Source organism: Dorea acetigenes, from assembly GCF_025567385.1.
Taxonomy (GTDB): domain Bacteria; phylum Bacillota; class Clostridia; order Lachnospirales; family Lachnospiraceae; genus Claveliimonas; species Claveliimonas acetigenes.
Genome location: NZ_JAOQJU010000040.1, coordinates 1 through 24,500, shown reverse-complemented (window position 1 = coordinate 24,500; position 24,500 = coordinate 1). Strand labels below are relative to the sequence as shown.

At 46.7% G+C, this 24,500-nt stretch carries 21 protein-coding genes and 1 pseudogene; 6 read left to right on the top strand and 16 right to left on the bottom strand.

Features of this window, described 5'->3' with window-relative positions; all coding sequences use genetic code 11:
• Window positions 1-100 precede the first annotated feature (100 nt).
• The 14 genes from OCV99_RS17080 to OCV99_RS17015 all read right to left on the bottom strand — a co-directional run bounded on the left by OCV99_RS17080 (window position 101) and on the right by OCV99_RS17015 (window position 14,314).
• Window positions 101-694: a hypothetical protein gene (locus tag OCV99_RS17080; RefSeq protein ID WP_158372213.1), complete on the bottom strand. Its 594-nt coding sequence runs from the start codon at window positions 692-694 to the stop codon at window positions 101-103.
• A 240-nt stretch (window positions 695-934) separates the two neighbouring features.
• Entirely contained in the window at window positions 935-1,372 is a 438-nt protein-coding gene (locus tag OCV99_RS17075) for a YwiB family protein (protein WP_158372211.1), read from the bottom strand.
• A gap of 8 nt (window positions 1,373-1,380) precedes the next feature.
• Window positions 1,381-2,196, bottom strand: coding sequence for a glutamate racemase (murI, locus tag OCV99_RS17070; RefSeq protein WP_264471511.1), 816 nt, complete (start codon window positions 2,194-2,196; stop codon window positions 1,381-1,383).
• 141 nt (window positions 2,197-2,337) lie between these two features.
• Complete coding sequence (gene pfkA, locus OCV99_RS17065; protein ID WP_158372207.1) at window positions 2,338-3,312, bottom strand: 6-phosphofructokinase; 975 nt, start codon at window positions 3,310-3,312, stop codon at window positions 2,338-2,340.
• A gap of 79 nt (window positions 3,313-3,391) precedes the next feature.
• Window positions 3,392-6,874, bottom strand: coding sequence for a DNA polymerase III subunit alpha (locus OCV99_RS17060; RefSeq protein ID WP_158372205.1), 3,483 nt, complete (start codon window positions 6,872-6,874; stop codon window positions 3,392-3,394).
• Window positions 6,875-6,946: 72 nt separating this feature from the next.
• Window positions 6,947-7,180, bottom strand: a complete 234-nt coding sequence (locus tag OCV99_RS17055) for a polya polymerase (protein WP_158372203.1) — start codon at window positions 7,178-7,180, stop codon at window positions 6,947-6,949.
• A gap of 61 nt (window positions 7,181-7,241) precedes the next feature.
• The gene (locus tag OCV99_RS17050; protein ID WP_331490786.1) at window positions 7,242-8,069 is read right to left on the bottom strand and encodes a CvfB family protein; all 828 of its coding nucleotides are present in this window, start codon (window positions 8,067-8,069) and stop codon (window positions 7,242-7,244) included.
• Entirely contained in the window at window positions 8,069-8,779 is a 711-nt protein-coding gene (locus tag OCV99_RS17045) for an acyl-[acyl-carrier-protein] thioesterase (protein WP_158372199.1), read from the bottom strand. Before OCV99_RS17045 ends, OCV99_RS17050 begins: the two co-directional genes overlap by 1 nt.
• 3 nt (window positions 8,780-8,782) lie before the next feature.
• Window positions 8,783-9,970 carry a cation diffusion facilitator family transporter gene (locus OCV99_RS17040; RefSeq protein WP_158372197.1) on the bottom strand — a complete coding sequence of 396 codons (1,188 nt, stop codon included), beginning with the start codon at window positions 9,968-9,970 and terminating at the stop codon, window positions 8,783-8,785.
• A gap of 14 nt (window positions 9,971-9,984) precedes the next feature.
• A complete protein-coding gene (gene spoIIR, locus OCV99_RS17035; protein ID WP_227193378.1) occupies window positions 9,985-10,644 on the bottom strand; it encodes a stage II sporulation protein R in 660 nt (219 codons plus the stop codon).
• A 66-nt stretch (window positions 10,645-10,710) separates the two neighbouring features.
• A complete protein-coding gene (locus OCV99_RS17030) occupies window positions 10,711-11,394 on the bottom strand; it encodes a GntR family transcriptional regulator (RefSeq protein WP_158372193.1) in 684 nt (227 codons plus the stop codon).
• Entirely contained in the window at window positions 11,391-12,272 is an 882-nt protein-coding gene (gene ispE / locus OCV99_RS17025; protein WP_158372191.1) for a 4-(cytidine 5'-diphospho)-2-C-methyl-D-erythritol kinase, read from the bottom strand. Before ispE ends, OCV99_RS17030 begins: the two co-directional genes overlap by 4 nt.
• A 32-nt stretch (window positions 12,273-12,304) precedes the next feature.
• The gene (locus OCV99_RS17020) at window positions 12,305-13,864 is read right to left on the bottom strand and encodes a DUF3794 and LysM peptidoglycan-binding domain-containing protein (protein ID WP_158372189.1); all 1,560 of its coding nucleotides are present in this window, start codon (window positions 13,862-13,864) and stop codon (window positions 12,305-12,307) included.
• Window positions 13,865-13,882: 18 nt separating this feature from the next.
• The gene (locus OCV99_RS17015) at window positions 13,883-14,314 is read right to left on the bottom strand and encodes a protease complex subunit PrcB family protein (RefSeq protein ID WP_158372215.1); all 432 of its coding nucleotides are present in this window, start codon (window positions 14,312-14,314) and stop codon (window positions 13,883-13,885) included.
• Window positions 14,315-14,327: 13 nt separating this feature from the next.
• Between OCV99_RS17015 and malQ the strand changes: the two genes are divergently transcribed.
• From malQ to OCV99_RS16985, 6 genes are all read left to right on the top strand, one after another.
• Window positions 14,328-15,938 (top strand): 4-alpha-glucanotransferase, encoded by a 1,611-nt coding sequence (malQ, locus tag OCV99_RS17010; RefSeq protein ID WP_158372187.1) that lies wholly within the window; start codon window positions 14,328-14,330, stop codon window positions 15,936-15,938.
• A 33-nt stretch (window positions 15,939-15,971) separates the two neighbouring features.
• Window positions 15,972-16,706 (top strand): lysophospholipid acyltransferase family protein, encoded by a 735-nt coding sequence (locus OCV99_RS17005; protein ID WP_158372185.1) that lies wholly within the window; start codon window positions 15,972-15,974, stop codon window positions 16,704-16,706.
• A 151-nt stretch (window positions 16,707-16,857) separates the two neighbouring features.
• Window positions 16,858-18,309 carry a nicotinate phosphoribosyltransferase gene (locus OCV99_RS17000; protein ID WP_158372183.1) on the top strand — a complete coding sequence of 484 codons (1,452 nt, stop codon included), beginning with the start codon at window positions 16,858-16,860 and terminating at the stop codon, window positions 18,307-18,309.
• Window positions 18,310-18,323: 14 nt separating this feature from the next.
• The gene (locus tag OCV99_RS16995; protein WP_158372181.1) at window positions 18,324-19,385 is read left to right on the top strand and encodes a D-alanine--D-alanine ligase family protein; all 1,062 of its coding nucleotides are present in this window, start codon (window positions 18,324-18,326) and stop codon (window positions 19,383-19,385) included.
• A gap of 13 nt (window positions 19,386-19,398) precedes the next feature.
• Window positions 19,399-20,772 (top strand): UDP-N-acetylmuramoyl-tripeptide--D-alanyl-D-alanine ligase, encoded by a 1,374-nt coding sequence (locus OCV99_RS16990; RefSeq protein ID WP_158372179.1) that lies wholly within the window; start codon window positions 19,399-19,401, stop codon window positions 20,770-20,772.
• A gap of 40 nt (window positions 20,773-20,812) precedes the next feature.
• A complete protein-coding gene (locus OCV99_RS16985) occupies window positions 20,813-21,628 on the top strand; it encodes a Cof-type HAD-IIB family hydrolase (RefSeq protein ID WP_158372177.1) in 816 nt (271 codons plus the stop codon).
• Between the two features lie 43 nt (window positions 21,629-21,671).
• On the opposite strand, the gene OCV99_RS16980 is transcribed toward OCV99_RS16985, so the two are convergent.
• Complete coding sequence (locus OCV99_RS16980) at window positions 21,672-24,092, bottom strand: cation-translocating P-type ATPase (protein WP_158372175.1); 2,421 nt, start codon at window positions 24,090-24,092, stop codon at window positions 21,672-21,674.
• An 83-nt stretch (window positions 24,093-24,175) separates the two neighbouring features.
• Window positions 24,176-24,500: pseudogene (locus OCV99_RS16975) on the bottom strand (hypothetical protein); the annotation flags it as partial.

The window sequence follows — 24,500 nt, the reverse complement described above, 5'->3', positions numbered from 1 at the left end:
GGACACCGCCAAAAGCTAATATATCTGCAATTTTCAAGGTTCCGATGGAGCCATTTTTTCAGCTCCATTTTTTCATAGACTACTTTACACTACCTGGATGCTATTCCACCGATTCTCCTTCCAGCGTTCCCCCTACTTCTCTTGCCCTCTCCTGATAAAGCTCTTTCAGATATGCATAGTCAAAATCTCCCTCTACGACCTCTGCCACTATCTCGTTAAATATCTCCAGACTAATTACATAATTTCCTTCTTCATTCTTCTCCAGAATTTCAAAAGAGCAGTGATTCCCTTCTGTCCCTTTCGGATAAACCATAACCTGTAGTCCCCTCGTCATATCTTCATAATAAGGGATCGGATCTATTTCCTTAATCGAAAGGGAACTTAAATTTGTCACTATATGTTCCACAATTTCCGGGTCATCAAAAAGATATTTTCCATTTTGATTATAATAGGAATTTTCAACCAGAATCACTTCATAATTTTCAGCAGAATCGCCGTCTGCCTCAAACAACTTTCTCACATCGGGATCCAGTTCTCTGTCCGGTCTGTGATTCCCATCATCTACAACATCTTCCGTAAGGGATTCTTCTTTTTTCTCCGAACCACACGCCACTAAAACTATTGCTGAGACAATAACGATTGCTATAAAAATCAAAATAGCATATTGCTTCTTCATAGATTTACTCTCTATCATATTAACCCCCTCCTAAATTGCATTTCTTAAGTATAGAATACCAAAATCATCTGTCTATTACAAGTATAATTAAAATTTGTTTTTCTTTTGTTTTGAAAATATTTATTTTTTCTGAAAATATAACAGACAAGCCCGTCTCGAACTCCCTATATCTCTCAATTCTTGAGGGGTGCTGGACATCTTGCAGATGTCCGGCTGATGCGAGCAGCTTTCCTAATATTCCAAAAAAGGGGAATGCATCTAATGCATTCCCCTTATATTTACCTTAATCTCACAGTCTGACAGCGGTTCATTATTAACATCCAGCGCATAGCTGATGCTGACGTCAATATTTTCCTCTTCCACATTCACTTTCATATCTTTTGTATGTATCCCTACCATCATATCGCCGTAGGGCGTGGCATAATTCGTCATATTAATGCGGTCTTTTTCAAATACCATATGGGTATCTGCTATCCCGCTTTTCCTAATCTCAAACATATAGTCGCCTGTGATTTTAATCGTATTCCTAATGGTACCCGGCATCCCTTCCACCATCTCATCGTACACAACATAGTGTTTGCCGTTTTTTAGATAGTAGGCGGCTGGAGTAATGACTTCCACGGGCTGTCCTTCCCCTTCCCCGTCCAGTGCATCATAATGCAGGCCGGAGATACTGATTAATACATCCTTCGTCATCGAATCACCTAATATTCCTCAATGTTAATCTGTGTAATAGTTTCTACATTATACGGAAGAATGGAATTGGCAAACTGCTTAAACTTCTCTGCCGCATCACTGACATAGAATTCATATTTATTCAGATTTCCACTATCATTCGCCGTCCCCTGCTCTTCCAGCACCCGTTTTAAATCCAGCGCCGTCTCATATGCCGGATTGACGATGTGCACCTTCTCTCCGAAATATGCCATGATTTTCGAACGCAGCAACGGATAATGGGTACATCCCAAAATCATAGTGTCTACATCGGAATGCTTCATTTCCTCCAAATAAATTTCGATTACCTCATCTGTTATGTGATGCTTCGCAAAGCCTTCCTCGACCAGCGGCACAAAAAGCGGACAGGGCTTTCCGATTACAGACGCCCCGGGTTCCATCCCCTGAATGACTTTTGTATACATTTCACTATGGATCGTTCCCTCCGTTCCGACTACGCCAATCTTTTTATTCCTGGTCTCACGCACTGCTGCCCGTGCCCCCGGGACAATGACTCCGATAATCGGAATGTTAAATTCCTGCTTCACCACATCCAGTGCCAGTGCACTTGCCGTATTGCAGGCAATCACAATGGCTTTCACATTTTTCGTCTCAAGGAACCTTATAATCTGCCTGGAAAACCGGATAATGTTCTCCTTCGACTTACTTCCATAGGGTACTCTTGCCGTATCTCCAAAATATACGATATTCTCATCCGGCAGCTGCCGCATAATCTCTCTTGCAACAGTAAGACCGCCCACGCCGGAATCAAAGACTCCCACCGGAGCCGTTTTTCTTTTATCCATATCCACCCTCCCCTTTGCTTTCCCCTATTTTACAACCTCTGCCGGGCGTTCGTCAACACATACAAAAGAAGATGCGGGAACTTGTGTGCCTGCATCTTCTCTCTATCCATCTTATTCCTTAGCTTCAACCGGAAACGCTTCTTACAGCGCCAGCTGTCTTGCAATTTCATACTGATAATCCGGGATGCCCTTCTGCATTCCCAGCGCCTCATCAATATCAAAATCCACATACTGTCCGTTCCTGTAACCTACGACACGGTTGGTCTTTCCTTCAATTAAAAGATCCACTGCCATGGAACCCATAATAGACGCATATACCCTGTCTTTACAGGTTGGGCTTCCGCCACGCTGCATGTGTCCGATGATGGTAGCCCGCGTCTCCATTCCTGTTGCGGCTTCAATCCTCTTCGCCAGCTCAATGGAGCCTCCTACACCTTCTGCGTTGATAATAATATAATTCTTCTTACCACGCTTCCGGCACTCCTGAATGTCTTCAATAATTGCTTTCTCATCAAAATCATGCTCTTCCGGCATCAAGATTCTCTCTGCACCATTGGCAATTCCGCACCACAGCGCCAGATAACCTGCATCCCGGCCCATAACCTCAATAATCGAGCATCTCTCATGTGACGTAGACGTATCACGAACCTTGTCAATTGCTTCCATCGCCGTATTGACAGCCGTATCAAAGCCAATCGTATACTCTGTACAGGCGATGTCAAGATCGATGGTTCCCGGAACACCAATCGTATTGATTCCCAGCTTAGAAAGCTTCTGTGCTCCTTTAAAAGAACCGTCGCCGCCAATTACCACTAACCCATCAATTCCATATTTCTTACAAATAGCCGCAGCCTCCTGCTGCCCTTCCTCTGTACGCATCTCGGCACAGCGGGCAGTCTGAAGAATCGTACCGCCTCTCTGGATTGTATCCGAAACATCTCTGGCAGATAAATCAATGATTTCTTCGTCCAGAAGTCCCTGATATCCTTTTCTGATACCTCTTACACGTAAGCCTTTCCCTAATGCTGTTCTAACCACCGCACGGATAGCGGCATTCATTCCCGGTGCGTCACCGCCGCTTGTCAAAACACCAATTGTCCGAATCTGTTTTGCCATGATTTGTCCTCCATCTGTAACTATATGCTATGAGTTTTATTTAAAAAAAATTACTCCATCTTATATATTCGTCAATATTCTACCCTATCTGCGACAGCTTTTCAATGGGTTTTTCTACAACTTTCACATAAGATTCCCCATAATAATTCGTCAATCTGCTTAATATTCCCGGCTCTATGTGGATATTCCGGCCTGCCGGAAGCCTTTTTACTGCTTTTTCAGACCGGCAGTAGATGATAACCGAATCCTCTCCTTCCGATGATTTCAACAGCTCAAACAGATGTGTTTCATCCCTGAGATACGCTTCTTTGTTCTCATACTGTATCCACAATTCCTTCCTGGTCTGTTCAAAAGGTATCACCGATTCACAGATTAATTTACTGGGCGCATCATCCTCTTCGGATACCCGGCCTTTGACGAATACCTTACTGTCCTCATCCAGAAATCGCTGGTTTTTCTCATAGTCCCTTGGAAAAATGACCACTTCCACCGTTCCTGCCAAATCTTCCACCGTGATAAATGCCATCGTTTTATTATTCTTTGTATATTTGATGGTTTTATCCGTAATCATGCCTCCGATTGTCTCCCGCGCGCCATCGCGGACCTTTGTACGCCCGGTATCCTCATCGATCTGGAAGTCCAGCGCCGTTCTTGTAATATTCTTTTTCCATTTTTCTTCGTAATCTTCCAGAGGATGTCCGGTCAGGTATACGCCCGCCACTTCTTTTTCAAAGGCAAGCTTCGTCTCCTTCTCATATTCTCCCACATCCGGAAGCTGAACATCAAATTCTTTCTTCTGGTCTTCATCCACCAAGTCAAAAAGCGACATCTGCCCCGCCATGGAGTATTTACGCTCCTGGTTCACCTGATCGAGAATCCGTATATAAATCATCATAAATTGCTTCCTGGTTCCTCCCAGGCTGTCAAAGGCTCCTGCCTTGATAAAGCTCTCTATGGTTCTTTTATTGACCTCTTTACCGGAAAGGCGCTCCACGAAATCCTTAAGTGTTTTAAATCTTCCTCTTGCATTCCGCTCTTCGATGATTGCCTGGATAACCGGACGTCCGATACTCTTGATTGCTGCCAGGCCATAGCGGATCTTCCCTTTGTCTACAGAAAAATTGCCCATCCCTTCGTTAATATCCGGCGGCAGGACTTCAATCCCCATCTGCCGGCAGGCGTAAATATACTCCGATACCTTCGGCGGATTATCAATAACTGACGTCATAAGCGCCGCCATAAATTCTACCGGAAAATAATACTTCAAATAAGCAGTCTGATAGGAAACCACCGCATATGCCGCTGCATGGGATTTATTAAAAGCATATTTTGCGAAATCAATCATTTCATCATAAATCTTATTTGCCGTTGCTTCATCAATCCCATTCTTCACACAACCGGGAACCCCCTCCGCTTCATTGCCATAAACGAAGCTTTGGCGCTCCTTCTGCATAACGTCCCCTTTCTTCTTAGACATAGCTCTTCGCAGCAAATCGCTCCGCCCCAGCGTATAACCTGCCAGGTCACGTACAATCTGCATTACCTGCTCCTGGTAAACGATACAGCCGTAGGTCGGCGCTAAGACCGGCTCCAACTGAGGGCAGTCATAAGTGATAGAGTCCGGGTGATTCTTCCCCTTTATATACTGGGGAATAAAATCCATCGGACCCGGACGGTACAGGGAGATTCCTGCGATAATATCCTCCAGGCTCTGCGGCTTCAACTCTTTCATAAAGCTCTTCATCCCCGCGCTCTCAAGCTGGAACACGCCGTCCGTCTTGCCACTTCCGATAGAGTCCAGCACTGCCTTATCATCGTAGTCTATCTGATTCATATCTATCTTTCTTCCCGTACTCTGCTGCGCCAGCTCCACCGCATTCTGGATAACCGTCAGCGTACGAAGTCCCAGAAAATCCATTTTCAGAAGTCCCAGTTCTTCCAACGTAGTCATAGTAAATTGTGTGGTTACAGAACCATCAGATCCTAACGAGAGCGGTACATATTCATCCACCGATTTCTGGCTGATAACAACTCCCGCCGCATGCATGGAAGTGTGCCTGGGTAAACCTTCCAGTCTTTTGGACATATCCAGAAGCTCTTTTACCTGTTCATCTTCATCATAAAGCTTCTTAAGTTCATGATTCGCTGCCAGCGCCTTATCCAACGTAATATTCAGCTCCTTGGGGATCATCTTCGCAACGGTATCCACAAAAGCATACGGCAGATCCATAACACGCCCCACGTCACGTATAACACCTCTTGCCGCCATCGTACCAAAGGTTACAATCTGGACTACCCGGTCTTTCCCATACTTACGCACCACATAATCAATCACTTCCTGCCGCCGCTCAAAGCAAAAATCCACGTCAATATCCGGCATGGACACCCGCTCCGGATTCAGGAACCGCTCAAACAGAAGCTGGTATTTAATCGGATCGATACTGGTAATATCCAAGCAGTAAGAAACGATACTTCCCGCTGCCGAGCCACGGCCCGGCCCCACCATAATCTGATGATCTTTCGCATATTTAATAAAATCCCACACAATCAGGAAATAATCCACATATCCCATGGATTGGATGACTGACAATTCATAATGTAATCTATCCTGTAATTCCCGGGTTACAGGGTCGTAATGCCTTTCCAGACCTTCAAGACACAGCTTATTTAAGTATTCCCAGGAAGTATAGCCTTCCGGCACGTCATATTTGGGGAGCTTCGTCACGCCAAATTCAATCTCCACATGACAACGATCCGCGATTTTCTGCGTGTTCTCAAGCGCCTGAAGAGCATAAGGGAAGAGGCTCCTCATCTCTTCTTCTGATTTGATATAATATTGCCCGCCCTCATAGCGCATCCGGTCTTCATCCGCCAGCTTTTTGCCGGTCTGGATACAGAGCAGAATGTCATGAGGCTTCGCATCCTCTTCGTAAGTATAGTGCACGTCGTTTGTGGCAACCAGCTCAATTCCCGTCTCCGCGCTCATGCGAAGCAGCGCCTGATTTACTGTCTGCTGCTCAGCCATTCCATGATCCTGCAGCTCCAAGAAAAAATTCCCTTTTCCGAATATTCTCTCATATCGATATGCGGCTTCCCTTGCCTCCGCATACATGCCTCTCACAATATTACGCTGCACCTCTCCTGCCAGGCAGGCACTCAGAGCGATAATTCCCTCATGGTATTCCTCCAAAAGCTCCAGATCCACACGGGGCTTATAGTAATATCCTTCCGTAAAACCTTTTGACACGATTTTCATCAGATTGTGATAGCCCGTATCGTTCTCTGCCAGGAGCACCAAATGATAATACCGGTCCTCACTGCCGCCAAGTTCTTTGTCAAAACGGGAACCGGGAGCCACATATACCTCACAGCCCAGCACCGGATGAATCCCCGCTGCTTTCGCAGCGCGGTAAAAATCAATCACGCCGAACATCACGCCGTGATCGGTAATTGCCACACTGTCCATTCCCAGTTCTTTTACACGGGAAATACATTCTTTAATTTTATTAGAACCGTCCAAAAGGCTGTACTCTGTATGGACATGTAAATGCGCAAAGCTCATATCACTTCTCCTTTAATAACACAAAATGCGCCATCACCTATCAGGCAATGACGCTGCTTTCCACTTCCATAATTAGCCGTTAATCATGAAATCAACCAGTTTATCAATATCTTCTTTCTCATAAGCAATAATCTCCAGCTCCGGAATCTCTCCGTTAGAGAAAATATTTGCCATTGATACATACTGAGATAACTTAGATTTCAGGTTCAGTCTATCGCCTTCTCCTGTTACCAGCTCAACCTTACCGCCACAGCTGTCTACAACTTTAAAAAACTTTTCAATATCAGTAATATTCTGTACTTTCATGTTAAATCATTCCTTTCCAAAATTACTGTTTATCGTTTTCAACCACCATTATAACCATTTTTTACCGAATTGCAATGGTTTTTTCTTTAATTTCTATTTTTCTTTCTTTTAAGAGCCGTCCAACCGCACGCTTAAATGCATTTTTACTAAGCCCCAGCTCCCGTTTGATAATCTCCGGATCCGCCTTATCGTTGAAAGGCAGCTCCCCGCCAAAATTATCTATCGCTTCCAGTACTTTCTCTGCATCTGCATCCATCTGTATAAACGCTTTCTCGCGCACGCTCAAATCCAGCTTGCCATCCGGTTTCACCTCTGTGACCCGCGCCTCTACCCGATCACCCACGCGGTAGCTGCCATACACCTCCCGCTTCGGTATCAAGGCGCTGTACTGATTGTCCACCGCTACAAACAAGCCAAAATTATCACTTTTGTCATAAATAATCCCTGCAACATGGTCATCCTTCTTATAAGGGGAATTCGTCCGCAGCTTCCCGTACACCCGCATGGTGGCACAGAGTCTCTTGCTTTTATCCACATAGAGGCTCACCAGACAGGAATCCCCCTTTTTCACCTTGGCTGTCTGTTCTTTAAAAGGAAGCAGAAGATCCTTTTCCAATCCCCAGTCCAGGAAAGCTCCTACTTTTCCCGTGTCTGCAACCTTCAGAACCTTCAATTCGCCCAAGACAATCTTCGGATGCTTTGTGGTTGCAATCAGACGATCGCTGGAATCCTTATATAAAAATACTTCAATCGGATCTCCTACCTCAATATCTTTCGGTACCTGCTTTTTCGGAAGAAGCACACGCTCCTTTTCAGTCCCCAGATATACGCCAAATTCTACTTTCTTCACAACCATCAAAGTCTGTATCTTACCAAGTCCTTTTTCCATCATTTTTCTCCTGTCAATTCTACAACCGCATATGGTTTCCCATTTAAATCACAAAGCTCTACTACCGTCCGTTCTGCTTCTAACGCTACCTTCGGCAAAATTTCGCTGCCGTACACTGCTGATTTTTTATACTCCACACGGAGCTGTCTTACCGGAATCTCTTCTTCCAGAACTTCCAGCGCCATCTGCACGTACTGGCAATTGTTCACATGCTCATTCGTATCAATCTGATCTCGCCTCACTGAAAATGTCTTCCGTGTTTCTGCCTCCTTCGGAAGCGTAATTTTGCGAGAAGCATATTCCATCGGAAGAGGCTCGTCCAGTCCGTATTTCTCTACATCTTCCGCTGCTGGCCGAACCGGGCGTCCTTTTTTCATATCCATAAACACCCAGACAGAATTGGCATATGCAACCGTCTCCTTCTTCTCGTCCCGCATCCGGAAATTCCGGAGGCCATACAGCCCGTCGAATCCTGTTGCCCACGTACTGATGTCAATCCTTTCTCCCATCTTCGGATATCTGTCTATAATAATCTGCCAGGAGGAAAGAATCCATCCCTGCTGCTTTTCCCGGAAATAATCAATTCCCACGCCCAAATCCTCAGATTGAAACGTACTGCAGTCCTGAAAATAATTAACAATTGCCGGCAGGGTCATAGTCTCCCTGTGGTCTGTCTCACTGTACCTTACACGGCTTTCAAATGTATACATTATCTATTCTTCCTTTCCTGCTGCCACATAGCTTTTTTCTACTGTTATCACAGGGTGGTAGCGTTTATCCAGTTTCTGCAGCCGCTCTGTTAATTCCCTGCAAAGCGTCTGCTCTTGTTCTTTATTATAATGATAAGGCAGCATCATGTCAAAAATCAGATTCACCTGCTCCTTGCCGCCTACCAGTCGGAAATCATGGATACTTGCCGCCTCATCCATCTCTTTCAGCGTCTCTGCTACTTGTGTTTTTACTGCAAGTGTATGCTCATCCTTCGTCTCCACCGGATCCATATGAATTACCAGAAAAATCCCCAGCTTACCCACAGCATCCCGCTCAATCCGGTCTATCACTTCGTGGGACGTCTCTATATCCACATCATTGGGCACCTCTGCATGGATGGACGCCATGCTTCTTCCCGGCCCGTAGTTATGTACAATCAAATCGTGACTTCCCACAACCCCATCGTATTTTTCCACAAAACGGGAAATCCGCCTGTAATCCTCCGGCGTCACGGCCTCCCCCACCAGCGGTTCCAGGGTATCCCTGGCTATTCCGAATCCCGCCCACATAACAACGAGAGCTACGCCAAGCCCCACAAAACCGTCAATATTGATTCCTGTCAGCTTAAAAAACAGAAGAGACAGAATCGTTGCCGCCGTAGTAATAACATCGCCCATAGCGTCAGCCGCCGTCGCCATCATCACCTTCGAATCAATCCGTTTTCCCAATTTCCTGTTAAAAGCTCCCATCCACAGCTTCACACCGATGGACAGGAGTAATATCATAACAGAAACCATTCGGAAATTCAACACCTCCGGCTCCCGGATTTTTCCGATGGCATCTTTCAGAAAGGTAAATCCCACCTCCATCACCAGGAACGCCACAATCAAAGCCGAAATATATTCTATCCTTCCATGTCCAAAAGGATGTTCCTCATCTGCCGGCTTGCCCGCCAGTTTCACGCCAATCAGCCCCACGATGGAAGAACCTGCATCCGACAGGTTATTGAATGCATCTGCCGTGACAGAAATACTGTGCATCAAAATTCCCGCCGCTCCTTTTACCAGGAAAAGAACTACATTGCAGAAAATGCCTACCACGCTTGCCAGAACTCCGTACGCCGTACGGACGGAAACCTTTTCTACCTGTTCATAGTCTTTTACAAAATGTCTTACCAAAAATTCAGTCATAAACTGCCTCCGGTCTACTGTCCTTTCTCAGAGCCTCCGCCGAAAAAGAACCATTTTATCTTATAGTCTGACGCCGTAACCATCTCATACTCTTCTTTATCAAGAACTTGTCTGAGCGTATCCTTCCCCTCTTCGGGAACGACTGCATGTACCGCGTCTACAAAACACAGATTCGGATACAGGCAGCACCACCAGTTCTGCCCTTTTGCCTGTCCTATTTTTATCCGAAGCGCTTCATATTCCCCTGCCGGAAATGTCACATCTCCGTATGTCTTTGCCGGGAAATAGTCCCACACAAGCTCCGCCTGCGCCTTATCTGTACTCCCCGCCTGCCGGAGCGCATTCTCCGCCACTGCCTCCAGATCTTCCAGGTGATATTCCACCCATTTCTTCGTTGCCTCTACCGTAATATCCTTCTCATTGTTCCGAGGCATACAGTCTTCCAGATAGGCAAGTACGGCCTCTTTCACCTGCATCTTTACCTTCTGGTCTTCCTCACTGTCACTATTCGCAAGCACATGGAAGCGCAGCACTTCCTTCGCCAGATGCTCCTGTGTCCGGCTTTCCTTCGCCCCTACCAAAAGCCCTCTTTCGGCAAGCAGCCAGCCTGTCAGCAAAAGAGCGCTGACAAGCGCAATACACATGCAAAGAACGGTTCGTTTCTTTCTCTTCATTATTATGTACCTCCTTACATTCATGTAAGGAGTGTAGCCAGATTCCGAAGCTTTATTCACTGCAATTTATTCGCTATGTTTCGTACGGATTATATCTATCACAGCTTCCACCTGATTGTCAATATGTTCGCAGACTACTTTTGTCGCAGTATCCTTTTCTCTCCTTTCTATTGTAGCGATAATCTCTTCATGTTCCGCAAGCAGCTGCGGGCGGACTTCCTCCCGCTTCAGATATTCTACCCGGAAGCGGTACATCTGCTCTCTTAAATTATTAAGGAGCTGTATCAGCTTCTGATTATCGGTAGCCATGTAAATCACGTCATGGAACCGCACGTCTGCTTCTGCTATCTTCGTAATATCGCCGTCTTTTAATACATTCTCAAATTCCCTGGCTGCTGCCTTTAATTCTTCTATCTCTTCTTCTGTAATCTTCTCACACACCAGTTGAACCGCAAGTTCTTCCAATGCACGGCGCACTTCCAGTACATCCCGGAGACTTTTTTCCGTAATCTCCGCCACCTCGGCTCCCTTCCTCGGAATCATCAGAACCAGACCTTCCAATTCCAATTTCCGGATTGCTTCCCGGATTGGCGTCCTGCTGACTCCCAGCTTGTTGGCAAGCTGGATTTCCATCAGCCGTTCTCCCGGCTTTAGCTCTCCCCGCAGAATTGCCTGTCTCAACGTATTGAATACCACGTCCCTGAGCGGAAGGTACTCATTCATATTTACTTCAAAATTCGGTTCTTTCATAAATTCCTCCTTAACACCCGATGTACATTCGTCACATAAATCTGTTTTGCCAGATTCTGTTTCTTTATCAATGCCATAGCCGTCTTCGCCTGGCTGCGTTTCTCAAAAATCCCAAACATGGTAGGGCCGCTTCCCGTCATCATTGCATTCAGCGCCCCGCCCTTCAGCATCGCTTCCTTAATCCTTTGGAGAACCGGATACTCCGGAAGCATAACCTGTTCCAGCACATTTCCCATACCGGCGGCAGTCTGCCTGAGATTGCCGGATTTGATTCCGGCAAGAATCCCGTCAATATCCGGATGCCGGATGTCCTCCAGCCTGTCGAATTTCTCATATACGATTCTGGTAGAAGCAGAGAGCGCCGGCTTGGCTATTAAGATATAGCATTTGGGCATGGGCGCAAGCGGGGTAAGGATTTCTCCGATTCCCTCTGCCAGTACAGTCCCACGCATAATACAGTAAGGAACATCTGCCCCCAGCTTCACGCCCCGCTCCTTGAGTCCTTCCTCTGACAGTCCCAGCCCATACATCCGGTTCATCCCATGCAGGACAGCAGCCGCATTCGAGCTTCCGCCCGCCATACCCGCCGCCACCGGAATATGCTTCTCCAAAGTAATCCGGATGCCGTCCCGGATACGAAATTCATCAGCCAGAAGCTTTGCGGCCTTATACGCAATATTATTTTCATTGGCAGGAAGGTAGTTCAGATTGGTAACAATCTCTATACCCGGCTTCCTGCTCTTCTCCAAAATTACCCGGTCATACAGGAATACCGTCTGCATCACCATACGGACGTCATGGTATCCATTGTCACGCCTGCCCAGAATATCAAGTCCCAGATTAATTTTACCCAGTGCCTTTAATTCGATTTTATCCATTGTTCTCTCCTTGTATCTTGTATACAGTGTACTTACAGTATACTCATATTCTCTTTAAAAATCAATATTTTATCGCCTGGTTTCAGCTCTCCGGAAGATAGTTCATTTACCTCCATAATCCCCTCCACCGTTGTACTGTACTGTTTTGCCAAATCCCAGATCTCATCCCCTTTCTTCACAATATAGCCGGTAATCCCGGGAGCATTTTCCTGCTCCTCCATGTTCATGGGTTCCGTATCAATTCCGGTTATATTCACCACCTCTTCCGGCTTCCTTAAGAATATGTGGAATGCAAGAACTGCCTTTACCTCCACCTCGCCGCTTCCCAGGAGGCTGACGCTGACCTGTTCTAGATCTCCTGTAATGTCATACTTCATCTCCGGATAGATTTCATTGCTTTCAACAATATGGGAAAACGGCACCATTCCCTGCCACACATCGAACGGTATCGTATCATCAGCCTTGACATACAAAAAGCAGATATTGAGAACTCCCTCTGCCAGGATCCCTTCCTTTACAATTTCCGTATGCTCCGTCTGCAGATAACCGCTGCAATGGCAGATCTGTAAAATATCATCCTTCAGCTCCGGCAGAGACAGCCGCTCCATAATCTTACATTTGGAATGGTTCTGCATAACAAGGCTCTCGAACATGACGTTCTCCCGCTGCGGCAGGCATACTTGCCGCAGAGAATACAAATCTTCCAGGATATTCATTTTCTCTTCTTCATAAATTGCAAGACGGATTTCCAGCGTGGCCTCTATCCCCAAAATACGCATTTCTCCATCCTCATCCATCCGCACATCCACATTTTCATCCGTAAGTTCGGTATATAGATGATGAAACATTGTATCCTCTGCTCCCGGACAGTCGATACGCCCCTCATAAGGCACCATCTGCTCCACCCAGTCAATCTTGCCCTCCAGCGATTCATAGAAGCAGAATACCTGCAATTCTCCCCGCATCTGAAGCTCATCCGTTCCAAGCCGGGTATCTAATTTGCGGGAGGCCACTTCTGTCCATAACAATGTGCCGATATTTTCCTTGGTACCGGGAAGCTGCATCTCCTCCTTAATACGATAAGTGTCCTTTTTTGCCATATGTAGTTTCAGAAGATTCCTCTCCCGGTACTTTTTGTATAAAGGTTCCTCTCCTTCCACATCCATCGTCAACTCTTCTTCACGCGCCCCTTCTGAGCTAAGTTCCATCTCCACCATTGCCTTCAGATTCAGCTTCCGAGAATTTATCATAACTGCCGTAAGTTCTGCCCCTGCCGTCTTAACGAAAATCTGTCCTGCAGGCTCATCTTCCACATATACCATTTCTTCAAAAGGAAGCTTGCCCTGCAGGGAGGATAATTTTTGTTCCGCCAAATCTGCTGCATACAAAATCTGATATAATACCTTCCCCACAACCCTTGCATAATTCTCTACCATTTTGATGTCTTCAATTTTGACGGTTCCCACACTAAGCACAATTCTTGCCATATCGCTTTTGGCATCCGGCACATTAACGTCCCCGTCAACATGAAACTGATCCATCACTCTTTTCCCCATTCTGTTCAGACGGACTGCTTTTTTTAATTGCTCCATTCTTACGCCTCCTATTTTTTAATCAAATACTACGTGAGTGTCCCGATATTCTATTTTCACCACCACATACGGGCAGGTTGCCTTCTCCAGAATTTCCTCTCCTTTTTCCGGGCCTTTCAGTTCCGTTTGTATATAAACTGCATTTTCTGTCTCATACACTGCTTTTACCTCTATGCTGCATCCGGTAGTTTCCTGCCTGCCATAGCCCCTCACTATATACAGATATTCCCCGTCCCCGTATGTCATTTTTACCGGGTTTTCCTTCCCCTCTTCTATCTTTTCTTTCAGTTCTTCCGGAATCTCTTCCTTGGCAACCACCGTAAATTCAATATCCTTCGTCTTCTCATTCTCCAGCTTCTTCACCGTACAGCCACAAAGAAACAGAAGCGATAATAAAACAAGCGCCGCCGTAATCCGCACCAGCGCCGAAAAGCAGCTCTTCCTGTCCATAGATACACACCACATGGATATTCTCTCTATCATCATACACACCAAGTCTAGGAAAAATGACTATTTTGTGGTAATATATAGAGAAGAAATTGTAAAAAGGAGACTCTCTATGAATTCAAATATTTTGCCGCGTATGTCCGGCATCTTACTGCACCCAACTTCTCTCCCCTCCCCTTATGGGATTGGAGATCTGGGAGAAGAAGCTTATCATTTTGTGGATTTTCTGGAAGCATCCGGCCAGCACCTCTGGCAGATGCTCCCACTGACCCACACCGGCTACGGCGACTCCCCTTACCAGAGCTTCTCTGCGTTCGCAGGACAGCCGCTTTTAATCAGCCCCGGGCATCTTCTGAAGCTTCGTCTTATCAGCCAGGAAGACCTGGCAGACTGCCCCAAGACAGATCCGGATCACATTGATTACGGAACGATCATTCCCTGGAAAAACAGGCTTCTTGAGAAAGCATACGATAGCTTTCTTACCCGGGATTTCCCGGAACTTAAGGAACGGTTAAGTTCCTTCTGCCAAAAGAACAGCTACTGGCTTGACGACTACGGACTGTTTCTTGCCTGTAAAAAGGTAAACGGAGGCGTGAGCTGGCTGGAATGGGAGGACGCATACCGGATTCCTACTCCCGCATTCAAAGCCTCTCTTCGACAGGAACTTTCACAGGATATTGGATTCTATCAATTTGTGCAATTCCTGTTCTTTGAAGAATGGCAGGAATTAAAAAGCTACGCCAACGAACATGGCGTTCATATCATCGGTGATATCCCCATCTTTGTATCCATGGACAGCGCCGACGTATGGGCAAACCGGCATTTGTTCCAACTGGATACCAAAGGGTTCCCGCTGCGGGTTGCCGGAGTGCCGCCGGATTATTTTTCCGAGACGGGGCAATTGTGGGGCAATCCGCTCTATCAGTGGGAAGTCCACGAAAAAGAAGGGTATGCATGGTGGATTTCACGTATCAAAAACCAACTGGAAGTACTGGATATTCTCCGTATCGACCACTTTCGGGGATTTGAGGCCTACTGGTCCGTCCCTTACGGCGAGAAAACGGCAGTCAACGGGGAATGGGTAAAAGGTCCCAACAAGAAATTATTTGCCGCAATTGAGGCGGCCCTGGGCGGGAATCTTCCGATCATTGCAGAAGATTTGGGAGTTATCACTCCTGAGGTGGAAGATCTCAGAGACACCTTCCATTTCCCGGGAATGAAGGTTCTGCAATTTGCTTTTGAGAGCTTAGATGAAAATGGATTCCTTCCTCATCAATTTACCACTGCAAACTGCGTGTGCTACACCGGAACCCACGACAATGACACTACCTGCGGATGGTATGCGACTCTTGCACCCCACTGCCGGGAAAAAACAGCAATGTATATGAATCTGAGGGAAGGAGATTCTATTGGCATGGCCTTCGTCCGCACAGCTCTGTCTTCGATTGCCGCCTACGCCATTTTCCCACTGCAGGATGTTCTTGGCATCGGCAAAGAAGGGCGCATGAATACCCCCGGAGTTCCTGCAGGCAACTGGGGATGGCGGTATACAAAAGATGCCTTAACCGATTCACTTGCGGAAGATTTGCGGGCGCTTACTGCACTGTACGGACGTTGTACAAGATAATGCTTACCATCAACATACTTGGAGGATACATTTATGATAAGATTTATATTGGTTGTAATATTTTTATTTCTCTACCTGCTTCTCGGCATCCCTGTTCTGGGAGTCTATTGGCTGGTAGGGCGCATCAATAAGGAAAAAAGCGACTATCTTGCCCTGCGCACTGTGCAATGGGGCTTTCGCTCCATCCTGAAAATATCCGGGGTGGACGCGACAGTCATCGGTGAGGAAAATATCCCTGACGAGCCTGTGCTTTTTATCGGCAACCACCGCAGTTATTTTGATATTCTCCTCACCTATTCCCGCTGCAAGCGGCTGACCGGATATGTTGCCAAGAAAGAAATGCTCCGCTACCCTCTCCTGCGCGACTGGATGAAACGGCTCTACTGCCTGTTCCTGGACAGGAGCACACCCAGAGAAGGCTTAAAGACGATCCTGCAAGCAATTGAATATGTAAAAAATGGAATCTCCATCTGTATTTTCCCGGAAGGTTCCAGAAATAAAGGGGAAGAACTGACGATGCTTCCATTCAAAGACGGCTCTTTAAAGATTGCAGAAAAAACCGGATGTCCGATTATTCCGATTTCCATGAATAATACGATTGACATCTTTGAAAAGCACCTTCCCCGAATCAAGAAAACACACGTAGTTATTGAGTACGGGAAACCCATCTATCCGAATGAATTAGACAAAGAAACGAAGAAGCATCTGGGCGATTATTGTAAAAATATTATATTAGAGACCATTCGGAAGAATCAGGAACTGGTGTAATACGTTTTACATTTTACCCGGGCAGTGTTATAATGCGAATATTAGGCTGGATTGCGAGAATGCGTAGCACGGAATAATCCGTGATTATCGTAGCCGAGTCTTTTATCTCAACATCTCGGATTTACCGAAAAATAAAAAGGAGCACAGAACAATGAGTAGAAAGGATCTGACTCTGCTTACGGATTTTTATGAATTGACCATGATGCAGGGTTACTACAAAGAAGGACAAAATGAGACGGTAGTGTTCGATGTTTTTTTCAGGAATAACCCCAGTGACAGCGGCTATTCTATCTGCGCCGGACTGGCACAGGTAATTGAATATATCAAGAATCTGAACTTTACCTATGAGGATGTAGATTACTTAAGAAGCCTGGGAATATTCAGCGAGGACTTTCTTCAATATTTAGGCGGCTTTCATTTTACCGGCGATATTTATGCCATCCCGGAAGGGACGGTGATTTTTCCAAAAGAACCTATCCTGAAAGTGGTTGCTCCCATCATGGAAGCACAGCTTGTTGAAACCACAATTTTGAATATTCTGAATCACCAGTGCCTGATTGCTACCAAAGCGTCACGGGTTGTTTTCGCAGCGGGCGGTGATAGCATTATGGAATTCGGTCTGCGCCGCGCCCAGGGTCCGGATGCCGGCCTGTACGGCGCAAGAGCTGCTATCATCGGAGGATGTGCCGGAACTTCCAATGTACTGGCGGGGCGTATGTTTGACGTCCCTGTACTGGGGACCCATGCCCACAGCTGGATTATGAGCTTTAAAGATGAATATACCGCATTCAAGACCTATGCAGAGCTTTACCCGGACAATTGCACCCTTTTGGTGGATACCTACGATACTCTGAAATCCGGTGTTCCTAATGCAATCCGGGTATTCCGTGAACTTCGGGACTCCGGAGTTCCGCTGAAAAAATACGGAATCCGCTTAGACAGCGGAGATCTTGCATATTTGTCTAAGAAAGCACGTAAGATGTTAGATGCGGCAGGCTTCCCGGATGCGGGAATCACCGCCTCCAACGATCTGGACGAATACCTTCTCCATGACCTGAAGCAGCAGAATGCCGCGATCACTTCCTGGGGCGTGGGGACAAATCTGATTACGTCCAAAGACTGCCCATCCTTCGGCGGCGTTTATAAACTTGCCGCCATCCAGAATGAGGCGGGAGAATTCGTACCTAAGATTAAACTTTCTGAAAACACAGAAAAAATTACGAACCCCGGGAACAAAACGATTTACCGCATTTACGAAAAGGATACCGGCAAGATTAAAGCAGATCTGATTTGCTTTGCCGATGAAAAATTTGATGCAGAAAAGGATCTGATGATTTTTGATCCGGTCAGCACATGGAAGAAGACAAAACTAGTAGGCGGAACCTACACCATGAAGGAAATCCTTGTCCCCGTATTTAAGAATGGGGAATGTGTTTACCAGTCCCCTTCCGTTATGGAGATTGCCGAATTCTGCAAGGCAGAAAAAGACACTCTCTGGGAAGAGACAAAGCGTCTGTTCTATCCGCATCGTGTATATGTGGATCTTTCAGACCGGTTATATGAAGTTAAGAAATCATTATTAGACCAAATGAGTATGGAATAGCGAGGAGATTGATTATGAAAATTATTGTACTTGCAGGCGGTTACAGCAACGAAAGAGACGTATCCCTTTCTTCAGGGGCAAGTATCTGCAAAGCACTAAGAGAACGCGGGCACCAGGCATACCTGCTGGATGCCTTCATGGGACTGGAATACAATCCCGGCAAATTAGAAGAAGTATTTGACCTTCCCGACGGCGGACTTGGTATCGCTGCCGGAATCCAGGTAAAAGAACCCGACTTGGACGCTTTGTGGGCTTCCCGCCCGGGTGATTCGGTAAGCTATCTTGGCCCCAATGTCCTTGAGCTTTGCAGCATGGCTGACATCACTTTCATGGCGCTCCACGGAAGCCTGGGAGAGAACGGCAAATTGCAGGCTACCTTCGACGTTCTGGGAATCCGCTATACCGGACCTAATTCCCTCGGCTGTGCCCTTTCCATGGACAAAGGCGTCACCAAGGAAATTTTCAAGATACAAGGCGTGCCTACCCCGGACGGAACTCACCTGCGGCGAAGCGACCGACATACTTCACTGGATGCGCTTGGCTTCCGGCTTCCGGTCGTAGTAAAACCCTGCTCCGGCGGTTCCAGCATCGGCGTGTTTATCGTCCACACAGAGGAAGAATACAAGGATGCATTGGAACAGTCTTTTCAAAAAGAAGATGAGATCGTAATCGAGCCTTTCATCGACGGCCGCGAATATGCCTGCGGCATTTTTGACGGAAAAGCCCTCCCCTTAGTAGAGATTGTCCCCAAAGATGGTTTCTTTGACTATGTAAACAAATACCAATTGGGCGGCGCTTCCGAAATCTGCCCGGCACAGTCTCTGGATGCCGTAAAAACAGCCCAAATCCAGGCTGCAGGCGAAAAAGCCTATGCTGCTCTCCGGCTGGACGTTTACTCCAGAGCTGACTTTATCGTAGATAATAACACCGGAGAATTTTATTGTCTGGAAGTCAACTCTCTCCCGGGTATGACCTCTGCAAGCCTGCTTCCAAAAGCCGCGAAGGCTGCCGGATATGAATACGGTGAATTCTGCGAATTAATTATTCAGAAATCTATGGGAGCACGTTATCAATAAGCAGGAGAATACTATGAGAAATTTAACCTTAGAAAATATCACCAGGGCATGTCAGGGCACTTACCACGGCGATGCGGATCTATTATCCCGGGAAGTGGCAGGTGTAACCATCGACAGCCGCAAGGTGGAAAAAGATTATTTATTCGTTGCCATCAATGGCGAACGGTTCAATGCACATCAGTTCATCCCCGACACCATTAAAAAAGGAGCCTTATGTGTGGTTTCCCACGAAGACCTGGGAGACACCGATTATCCCTACATTCTGGTGGAAGCTACCGGGCAGGCACTTCTTGACATCGCCAAATTATACCGAGATTCTTTCGATGTGAAAGTAGTCGGCATCACGGGCAGCGTCGGCAAGACCAGCACCAAGGAAATGATTGCCTCTGTGCTCTCGCAGAAATACAATGTACATAAAACTCAGGGAAATTTCAACAATGAATGCGGACTTCCGCTTACCATTTTTGAGATGAACGAATCCCACGAGATATCTGTCCTGGAAATGGGCATCAACCACTTTGGCGAGATGCGCAAACTGTCTGCTGCAGCCAGCCCTGACATCTGTGTCATTACCAACATCGGTGTGGCACACCTGGAATTTTTGAAAACCCAGAAGGGCATCCTGCAAGAGAAAACACAGATGTTTCAGGATATGAAATCCGGCGGCTCCATCATTTTAAACGGAGACGATCCCCTTCTCTCTGCCTTGGGACCGGTAAAGGGGGCTGTCCCTCTATTCTACGGAACTTCGCCGGAACATTGCCAAGTCTATGCTTCTGACCTGAAACCTCTCGGTCTGGAAGGCACTTCCTGTACGATTCACCTGCCCTCAGGCAGTTTTGACTGTATCGTTCCGACCCCCGGCGCCCACATGGTGTCCAATGCCCTGGCAGGTGCGGCCGTAGGATATAAACTGGGATTGACGCTGGCAGAAATCAAGGCCGGAATTGAAAACCTTCCCTTCATTCCGGGACGGAATCATATCATCCGAACAGAAAAGCTGATTATTCTCGATGACTGCTATAACGCCAACCCCGTTTCCATGAAAGCATCCATTGACGTCCTTAACATGGCAATCGGAAGAAAGGTAGCAATTCTCGGAGACATGGGAGAATTGGGGGCGGACACAAAAGCACTGCACCGCAGTGTAGGCGAATATGCCGCCGAACAAGGAATTGACCTTGTATGTGCCATCGGCAAACTCTCCGGGGAAATGGCAGACGGAGTAAGAAGCGCCCACTCCCACACCGAGGCGCTCTGGTTTCCAACCAAGGCAGATTTCCTGTCCCATGCACAGAATGTTATTAAAAACGGGGACAACATTCTAATTAAAGCATCCCACGGAATGGAATTTCCGGAACTGGTAGATGCACTAAGGAAGTTTTAGTAAAGAATCCATTCCCCGGATTCCAAGGAGGGATTTACATATGAATTATCAGATTCTGGTTCTTGACCTGGACGGTACACTCACAAACTCCAAGAAACAAATAACGCCTCCCACACAGAAGGCGCTGATTGATATTCAGGAAAAAGGAAAAAAAGTTGTTCTGGCAAGCGGACGCCCCACCAACGGGGTTGCTCCTCTTGCGGATCAGCTTCATCTTCAGGAATATGGAAGTTACATCCTGTCCTTTAACGGCGGTAGGATTACCGACTGCCGCAGCAAAGAAGTCATTTATAATCGGATCTTGCCGCCGGAGGTTATCCTTCCGGCTTATGAGATTGTCAAAAAATACCTTGAACAAGACATAAACATCATCACCTACACCAGCGATTCCATCCTTTCTTGTTCGGAACCCAACCAGTATACCCTGCTGGAATCCAAAATTAATTCCATGCCGGTTCTCATAAAAGAAGATTTCCCGGCTGCTGTTACATTTCCGGTCAACAAACTTCTGATTACAGGAAGCCCTTCTCTGATTGCGCAAATACAGGAAGAAATGAAGCAGCGGTTCCACTCTTATCTAAGCATCTACTGCTCTGAACCTTTCTTTCTGGAAATTATGCCTATGGGCGTTGATAAGGCCGCTTCCCTGCAGCGTCTGCTGAACAGCATCGGACTGACATCCAATGAAATGATCTGCTGTGGAGATGGCTACAACGACCTGACAATGATTGAAAGCGCAGGATTGGGCGTCGCTATGGCAAATGCACAGTCCATCGTGCTGGAACGTGCAGACTATATCACCAAATCCAACGACGAGGACGGCGTACTGCATGTCATCAACCAATTTATGCGGTAACGATGCAATAACCTTTCATGTCAAACACATAATGATTTCTCTTCTAAACTTTTCTTCGCAGCTTCAAATATCCCTTCTGCAATTTTTCTATAAAAAGGCTCAAATACCGGAACGCCGATTCTGTAGCAAAGGAAAAGACTACAAACAATAAAACGCACGCTTCTGACATTCCCGACAAGGCAAATAGCTGATTCAGGAAAATACCGCTGAAGAGAAGTCCTGCCAGACATCCTACCCACACACAAATACGCAGTAGATTCATAGGCTGACTGATCTTATACAGAATCATAAAGCCGACAATTGCAAGAAGCATGGTTGCCGCCGTCGCTATATCTTCACTTGGCAGCCCGAATATCTGCCCGCACATTACCAGCGCCCCTACGGCAAGTACATCCGTCAATCCGGCAGGAAGCGCTTTTAACAGTACGTTCGTCAGAAAGTGTCCCTCGATCCGGCTCTTATTCGGCTCCAACGCCAGGAAGAAGGCAGGAATTCCAATCGTAAACATACTAATCAGCGATACCTGTGAAGGTTCCAGCGGATACGTTATCATAAATACTGCGGAGAAAATCGACAACAGGAAAGAGAAAATATTCTTTACCAAAAACAGGCTTGCCGAGCGCTGGATATTATTAACCACACGCCGTCCTTCCAGCACAACAGAAGGCATACATGCAAAATCTGATTCCAGCAATACCACCTGTGCTGCCTGCGCGGCGGCTTCACTTCCTGATGCCATGGCAATACTGCAGTCTGCATCCTTAAGCGCCAGTACATCATTCACACCATCCCCAGTCATGGCAACCGTATTTCCCGCATCCTTAAGCGCCCTGACAAACTGACGCTTCTGATCCGGAGTGACTCTTCCAAACACCGTATATCTTGTCACGGCATCCGCAATCTCTTCGTCCGTCTTCAGCGTACGGGCATCCACATAATTCTGCGCTCCCCGGATTCCCGCCTGCTCTGCAACCTCCGATACCGTCATAGGGTTGTCTCCGGAAATAACCTTAATCTCCACGCCTTGTTCTGCAAAATAGGCAAATGTCTCCGCCGCCTTCTCACGCACCGGATTAGACAGCATAACATACCCCAGCGCCCTGACCTTTCCTGTCAGCGCTTTCCCATCAATCTTACCGTCATATTCCCCAAACACCAGCACGCGGTAACCCTTCTGTGTAAACTTCTCAATTTCCGCCGCATGAGGAAGATAATCCTCCCGCAGAACCATCTCCGGAGCTCCCAGCACATAAGCACCATCTTCATAGGTCACGCTGCTGTACTTTACTGAAGAAGAAAAAGACGTCATACTGACAGACTTCCTTCCTGTATTCTCTGTAAAATACAGTTTCATTGCTTCCATCGTTGCATTATCCGCCGTCATAGAGGCTGTAAAATCTCCAATCATCTCCTTTAACGCCGGATACTTCTCCCGATTCTTTTTATAATAAGATGTCTCTGCCACCTGATTTACAGACATCGTATTTTCCGTAATCGTTCCGGTCTTATCCACACAGAGAACATTTACACGTGCAAGGGTCTCAATACTCTTCATATCATGGAGAAGAACCTGTTGCTTCGCCAGGCGCATAGCGCTTACCGCCAGGGCAACCGTCGCAAGCAGGTACAGTCCCTCCGGGATCATCCCAATTACCGCCGCGACCATCGCTGTCACACTGGAACGGAACGGATCATGGTTAAACCAGAAGCTCTGCACAAAAAGAATAATTCCGATGGGGATAATCGCTATGCCTACACCTTTTACCAACTTATCGAGGGAACGGATCATCTCTGACTGTTCTCCTTCCCCCATTACCTTCGCCTCCAGCGTCAGCTTGGATATGTAAGAATCTTCTCCCACATTTTCAAGCCTGGAATGGCACTGTCCCGATACCACGAAACTTCCCGACATCAGATGGTCTCCTTTCCGCTTCGTAATCTCATCTGATTCACCGGTAAGAAGGGATTCATTCACCTGTACTTCCCCTGCCTCCACAATCGCATCTGCGCAGATTTGGTCGCCTGCCCGGAATACAACAATGTCATCAATCACCAGCTCCTCTGCATCCACCCGAAACAGCTTTCCGTCACGCACCACCTTCGCATGCGGCGCATGCAGCATATTCAATTTCTCCAGCACATTCTTCGCCCGCACCTCCTGGATAATACCAATCAGTGTATTTATAATAACCACCGGAAGGAAGGTCAGATTACGAAAAGAACCTACCAGGCACAGTAGTACGCCGAGCACGGCAAAAATCAAATTAAAATACGTAAACGTATTTTCCCTGATAATGTCTTTTGTCGTCTTAGCCGGAGGATTCACTGCGACGTTCGTCCATCCGTGCAGCCTGTGCTCCTGTACCTGCTGTGAGGTAAGTCCTTCCTTATAATGTGGGGTGTATCTGGTCGTTTCTATTCTTTCACGCCTTTTCGGCTCATCCTTTGCAGTTCTTCTTCTCATGTATCGTACCTCTCTTTTATACGCCCCATTATACGCCCGAAAACACTACATTTCTATAAAGGATTTCTAAAAATTTCCTTAATTCATCTTTCTCCAAGAAGCTTCCTCAACTTCTCGTTTTCTATCCTTTGCTTTTCCAATTCTCTATCTTTTTCGTCCAGTCTTTGGCTTAGCGCTTCCGCTTCCAGCGTCTTCTCTCCCAGTTTCCGGTCTGTCTCCTCCAGCTCCTTCTGGCTCTCCTCCAGCTCCTTCTGGCTCTCTTCCAGCTCCTTCTGGCTCTCCTCCAGCTCCTTCTGGCTCTCTTCCAGCTCCTTCTGGCTCTCTTCCAGCTCCTTTCTCCTTCTCTCCGCTTCTTCTTTCATATCATCAATCATCAATTTCACCGTATTTTCATCCATTTCCCGCAAT

Bases quoted from the DNA above. Each gene is read 5' to 3' on its own strand.
- OCV99_RS16995 (WP_158372181.1), top strand. From the start codon at position 18,324: ATGAAAATTATTGTACTTGCAGGCGGTTACAGCAACGAAAGAGACGTA.
- OCV99_RS16990 (WP_158372179.1), top strand. From the start codon at position 19,399: ATGAGAAATTTAACCTTAGAAAATATCACCAGGGCATGTCAGGGCACT.
- pfkA (WP_158372207.1), bottom strand. From the start codon at position 3,312: ATGGCAAAACAGATTCGGACAATTGGTGTTTTGACAAGCGGCGGTGAC.
- murI (WP_264471511.1), bottom strand. From the start codon at position 2,196: ATGGATAAAAGAAAAACGGCTCCGGTGGGAGTCTTTGATTCCGGCGTG.
- OCV99_RS16980 (WP_158372175.1), bottom strand. From the start codon at position 24,092: ATGAGAAGAAGAACTGCAAAGGATGAGCCGAAAAGGCGTGAAAGAATA.
- OCV99_RS17055 (WP_158372203.1), bottom strand. From the start codon at position 7,180: ATGAAAGTACAGAATATTACTGATATTGAAAAGTTTTTTAAAGTTGTA.
- OCV99_RS17005 (WP_158372185.1), top strand. From the start codon at position 15,972: ATGATAAGATTTATATTGGTTGTAATATTTTTATTTCTCTACCTGCTT.
- OCV99_RS17020 (WP_158372189.1), bottom strand. From the start codon at position 13,864: ATGGAGCAATTAAAAAAAGCAGTCCGTCTGAACAGAATGGGGAAAAGA.
- spoIIR (WP_227193378.1), bottom strand. From the start codon at position 10,644: ATGAAGAGAAAGAAACGAACCGTTCTTTGCATGTGTATTGCGCTTGTC.
- OCV99_RS17000 (WP_158372183.1), top strand. From the start codon at position 16,858: ATGAGTAGAAAGGATCTGACTCTGCTTACGGATTTTTATGAATTGACC.
- OCV99_RS17050 (WP_331490786.1), bottom strand. From the start codon at position 8,069: ATGGAAAAAGGACTTGGTAAGATACAGACTTTGATGGTTGTGAAGAAA.
- OCV99_RS17080 (WP_158372213.1), bottom strand. From the start codon at position 694: ATGATAGAGAGTAAATCTATGAAGAAGCAATATGCTATTTTGATTTTT.
- OCV99_RS17075 (WP_158372211.1), bottom strand. From the start codon at position 1,372: ATGACGAAGGATGTATTAATCAGTATCTCCGGCCTGCATTATGATGCA.
- OCV99_RS17015 (WP_158372215.1), bottom strand. From the start codon at position 14,314: ATGGACAGGAAGAGCTGCTTTTCGGCGCTGGTGCGGATTACGGCGGCG.
- OCV99_RS17060 (WP_158372205.1), bottom strand. From the start codon at position 6,874: ATGAGCTTTGCGCATTTACATGTCCATACAGAGTACAGCCTTTTGGAC.
- OCV99_RS17030 (WP_158372193.1), bottom strand. From the start codon at position 11,394: ATGAAAGAACCGAATTTTGAAGTAAATATGAATGAGTACCTTCCGCTC.
- OCV99_RS16985 (WP_158372177.1), top strand. From the start codon at position 20,813: ATGAATTATCAGATTCTGGTTCTTGACCTGGACGGTACACTCACAAAC.
- ispE (WP_158372191.1), bottom strand. From the start codon at position 12,272: ATGGATAAAATCGAATTAAAGGCACTGGGTAAAATTAATCTGGGACTT.
- malQ (WP_158372187.1), top strand. From the start codon at position 14,328: ATGGATATTCTCTCTATCATCATACACACCAAGTCTAGGAAAAATGAC.
- OCV99_RS17045 (WP_158372199.1), bottom strand. From the start codon at position 8,779: ATGTATACATTTGAAAGCCGTGTAAGGTACAGTGAGACAGACCACAGG.
- OCV99_RS17040 (WP_158372197.1), bottom strand. From the start codon at position 9,970: ATGACTGAATTTTTGGTAAGACATTTTGTAAAAGACTATGAACAGGTA.